This is a genomic window from Nesterenkonia sp. F (assembly GCF_000220985.1).
Lineage (GTDB): Bacteria > Actinomycetota > Actinomycetes > Actinomycetales > Micrococcaceae > Nesterenkonia.
In genome coordinates, this window is the sequence record NZ_AFRW01000040.1 from 1 (window position 1) to 3,608 (window position 3,608).

The 3,608-nt window shown below is 59.9% G+C and carries 3 protein-coding genes; all 3 read right to left on the reverse strand.

The features are described from left to right. A partial coding sequence (locus GU5_RS13860; protein ID WP_139084304.1) for a TetR family transcriptional regulator occupies nucleotides 1-573 on the reverse strand: 573 nt, incomplete at its 3' end. Between the two features lie 526 nt (nucleotides 574-1,099). Beyond that, nucleotides 1,100-2,230 (reverse strand): HTTM domain-containing protein, encoded by a 1,131-nt coding sequence (locus GU5_RS0103595; protein WP_010524216.1) that lies wholly within the window; start codon nucleotides 2,228-2,230, stop codon nucleotides 1,100-1,102. A 156-nt stretch (nucleotides 2,231-2,386) separates the two neighbouring features. Beyond that, nucleotides 2,387-2,905: a DUF5819 family protein gene (locus tag GU5_RS17840; RefSeq protein ID WP_369750452.1), complete on the reverse strand. Its 519-nt coding sequence runs from the start codon at nucleotides 2,903-2,905 to the stop codon at nucleotides 2,387-2,389. Nucleotides 2,906-3,608: the final 703 nt, after the last annotated feature.

A 3,608-nucleotide genomic window follows, 5' to 3' on the forward strand; every position in this document is an offset into this window, starting at 1 on the left:
GCCGCCCTCGCCGCAGGCGCCAACTTGCAGCATCCGCTCCACAGCGATGACGACTGCGTATCGACGAGCGGCGATCGCCTCCTCCCCGCCCGCATTCTCCTCGAGGCTGGTGAGCCCTTCTGGTGAGAGCTGCCAAGCTTGGGCGAGGGCGTAGATGAAGACCAGGACGTCTATAGCTGATAGCGGATGGGCGGCCGCTGTCGCAACGGCGAGCGTCCTGCTCCGATAGGCCTCGCTCAGCGTAGCCGCGGCTTCTGGGCGCTCGAGCTGAGCCCACATGCTCAGGCGCAGGACTTCAGGGAAACGCTGATGATGGTCGAAGACGTCTCCGGCCCAGCCTGCGAGGTCCTTAGAGCGCGGCGGGACGCTCTCGGCCATATGACGCAGCGCCTGCGCAAGCGCCGCGTCCAACAGGCCGCTCTTGCCGACGTAATACGCGTAGATCATCCGAACGTTGCACTGCGCCTGCGAAGCGATGCGCTCCGCGCGCCCGCCGGCAAGACCATGGGCTGCGAACTCCATGATCGCCGCCTCGAGCAGCCGCTCCTTCGTAGCCTCGGCGTCACGATCCATCTGCCTGCCCCTCCCGTGAGTATTGGCAAGTGTGTCATCGCCCACGATCATGCAAGCAAATACTCATTCACGTATTGGAGGCGACATGACTCGCACAGCTGTAGTCACCATAGCTAACCGCGGACTCGGACGGGCCACTACACTCACTTGGGCGCGGAGGAAGATCAACGTCGTCGTCGCCTCGCGGGGCGGTTCGAGCACACTGTTGGGGGAGCCTTGATTTCTCCTGGACTGCACAGGGCATGGCCTGCCAATCGTCTTGAGCGTTATGGCCAGTCCTACCTCTGGGGAGGAGCCCCGGACTGGCTAGTACCACAGCACCATGCAAGGGGATGTGCCAAGCTAGCCAGCCCGGGGCCCTCATCGCTCACACCTCGGTAGGGATAAGGTGCGACAGCAAGTATACTGCCAACCTGTCAGCAGTCAAGCCCCCTTTGGGTGTGAAGCGGCAGAATGTCTCAGTGTTGTGTATTGAGAATATAGATGTTCGAGCAGTATAAGCGCATGGAATGCATCGAATGAATGGCTAGCGGAGTGTAGGCCTATTTTCGTGATCTGTAGACTTATCCGAAACTCTACTGGCGCCCTGCATCTGGCGCTCAGTAGCGATAATGCGCGGCCGACGTATCGGCGATTCAGGCAGCAGACCTGTCAGTCCATTTCCTGTCGACCAGATTGCCTTTTCCGCCTTCTTCCAGGTACTGCTGGTAACGAATATCGCGTCGAAGGCGAGCATGGCCAGGGAGAACCAGGGCAACCCCATCATCACTGCGATGCCGCCGTGGAGAAGAATCACGCCGATCAATGCCAGGCGGCGACTGATGGGGTGAAGCAGCCCGACGGCGAAGAACATTTGAACATAGACTGAGAAATGCGTTAGAAGAGTAAGAAGGATAGAATTCTCAGTGATCAAACTGTTGAGCCAAGGGAATACGGCATACTCATGAAGATTAAGCGGGTAGTATAGTGCAGTACCTGCCTGCCAAGTGGAGCCTTGGGTCTTGTATAGAGCCGAGGCCGTATAGAGGATGAAAATCTGGCACGCCAGGCCAATCAGCGCGACATTGTGGATGAGATTGGTCCACCAGGCGGGTAGTACAGGTAGTGAGTACAGCACGCGTGAAGTAGTACCTAGCTCTCTTTGGGAGCTCAGGCGTTGTTCACCGCGCTGGCGCCGGCGGGCATCCAGTGACCAGTGCGCGGATGTGTCCATAAGAACCATGAGCAGTAGCCCAATGCGTGCGATGTTGTCGCCTTGGTCCCCCACCACTGCGGTTCGCTCGAGTAGTGCCGGCATCCCGACGGCAAGCAGGAGAGTCGTGATCCGAGTTCGCCACCCCATGATCACGGCGACCGCAACGGCGATCAGCACCAGATACATCAGAGTAAACAGGGCAGGTGATTCAGCCGGGAACATGGCGGTCAGATTGCTGAACGCATTGCCCTCCCGGTAGGGCTGAGCCCAGAAGGACCCGATTCCCCACAGCACATGGCGGGACGTGTAGTTGGTGAGCAGCAAACCAAGCATCGCAACACCGACGAGGATGCGGGCGGCTGAAAGTCCATAGAGGGCGTTCTTCTTCAGCAGCAGCCAGCCCTGGAGTTTTGTGTTCCACGCAACGAGGGGACGAACGGCGTGATCGTAGATGACTGTCATCGCCAGTCTCCTCCCTGCTTCAGGTAGGGCTCGAAGTAAGAAATCTGCTCATCGGAGAGTTCAGCCGCGGCGCGCCATCCGTACTCCCGCTGAGTTCGAGTGGTGTCGTCGACAGTGAACCCAGGATCTGAATTCCACGATGGCGCGGGTCGGGTGCTAGTGCGGTATTGCACGTAGGCGATCTCCCCCTCCATCACTCCAGAAAGTCTCCGCCGCGCCAGTGGCGATGCGAGTCGCTGCCGCATCAGCGGTCATGTATCGGCTGATGTCTGAGCCCCCGGCGCCTCCAGCGACATCGTGTAGATGGTCTCGAAGCTCACTTACCGGGGTCTCGAGGTAGTTCGCCTTGAGCAAGTTGCGCTGTTCGGTGTTCATATCGTTGAGGGCCCTGTGCAGCCGGTCAGCGGTGCGCCGAGAGATCTGCGCTGTGCGAGCGGGGAACAGATTCCCAGAAACGATTGCGTCCTCATTGTCAATGAGGTCTACCCACTCCGTGAACTCTTTCTCCCCGGTCTCGGTATGGAGCACGGAGGCCCGGACCTCGAACGTCACAGCGGTTCGTCGAGGGTTCGGCGCGAAGATCGACCAGTTCTGCTGAAACCAGGGCTGAACATACTCCCGAACCCGATCAAGGCTGACGGCTTCCCGGAGCGGCGTGCTGGGGGCGACCCACATGCCGATGAATAGCGTATGAATAAGCACAAGCGCCACCAAGGGCCAGCTAAGCAAGCTGGCTACCTTCGGCAAGCGATTCAACGCACTTCGTGTCTCTTCCAACTCGCCGTCGTTCCTGCCGGATGCATTAGGGGTCGTCACGGCACCTCTTAGCTGTGGTGATCTTCGGTAGTGGCGTCAGCCGATCGAGCCCAAATATTGCTTGGGATACGAGGAGAACGCATGGCCCCAGACACGAGGGAGTCTCCTGTACTGGCAAGTCGAGGCCGATAGTTGCTTGAAGCCACGTCAAAGAGCCTCCCGATCTGTGTTCCGCTTCGCCAGGTGGGGTCAGAACCGAATAAGTGCCCGGTACGTCGGGAGCTCGGGTGCAGAAAAACAGCAAGCTGACGGCGCCACCACCTGGAGTGGTGACGCCGCCAGCTGCGCTGTTGTCAGCGGTTCAACTCAGTGCCTGTCAGCTGGTGCGACGCTTCACAGTGAAAGCGAGCACACCTCCGCCGAGGGCAACAAGCGCCAAGGCCAGCAGCCCCAGGCCGACTCCGTTGGACACACCGGTCTCAGCCAGGCCGTCACCAGAGCCATCCGCAGCTGAACCGTTCATGCCATCTTCAGCCGAATCGTTGCCCGGGTCGACAGTCCCAAGACCGCCGTCGGCCGAGCCGTCAGCGGACCGTCAGCGGAGCCGTCAGCCGAGCCGTCG